General features: G+C 69.9%; 1 protein-coding gene. It reads right to left on the bottom strand.

Annotation, left to right across the window (positions count from 1 at the left end):
- A partial coding sequence (locus tag NP777_RS47170; protein WP_256656366.1) for a polyketide synthase occupies positions 1-541 on the bottom strand: 541 nt, incomplete at both ends.

Here is a 541-nt window from a genome sequence, read left to right as displayed (position 1 = left end):
GCTGGCCAGCATGGCGTAGCCCTCCAGCCGCGCGTCACCGCCGCTGAGCCCGGCGGCGTAGTCGTGGTACATCACGCCCGCGTAAACCCCGGTCGGGCTGCCCTTCAACGACACCGGGTCGATACCCGCCCGCTCCAACACCTCCCACGACGCCTCCAACAGCAACCGCTGCTGCGGATCCGTCGCCAACGCCTCCCGCGGATTGATCCCGAAGAACGCCGCATCGAACGCGTCGGCGTCGTAAAGGAACCCGCCTTTACGGGCGTACGAGGTGCCGGGGTGGTCGGGGTCGGGGTGGAAGAGCCCCTCCAGGTCCCAGCCCCGGCCGGTCGGGAACTCCCCGATGGCGTCACGGCCCGAGGCGACCAGATCCCACAGCTCCTCCGGGGAGCTGACCCCGCCCGGGAAGCGGCAGGTCATCGCGACGATCGCGATCGGCTCGTCCGCATCGGCCTTCGCGGCGAGGGGAGCATGGGAGCCTGCGGTCTCACCGGTCAGCCGAGTGCACAGATACTCCGCCAACACCCGAGGCGTCGGATAA

Origin of the sequence: Streptomyces rugosispiralis (assembly GCF_024505145.1) — a bacterium.
In the GTDB taxonomy this organism is placed as follows: Bacteria; Actinomycetota; Actinomycetes; order Streptomycetales; family Streptomycetaceae; genus Streptomyces; species Streptomyces rugosispiralis.
The sequence above is the reverse complement of the archived record's forward strand: the minus strand, read 5'-3'. Positions and strand labels throughout refer to the sequence as shown.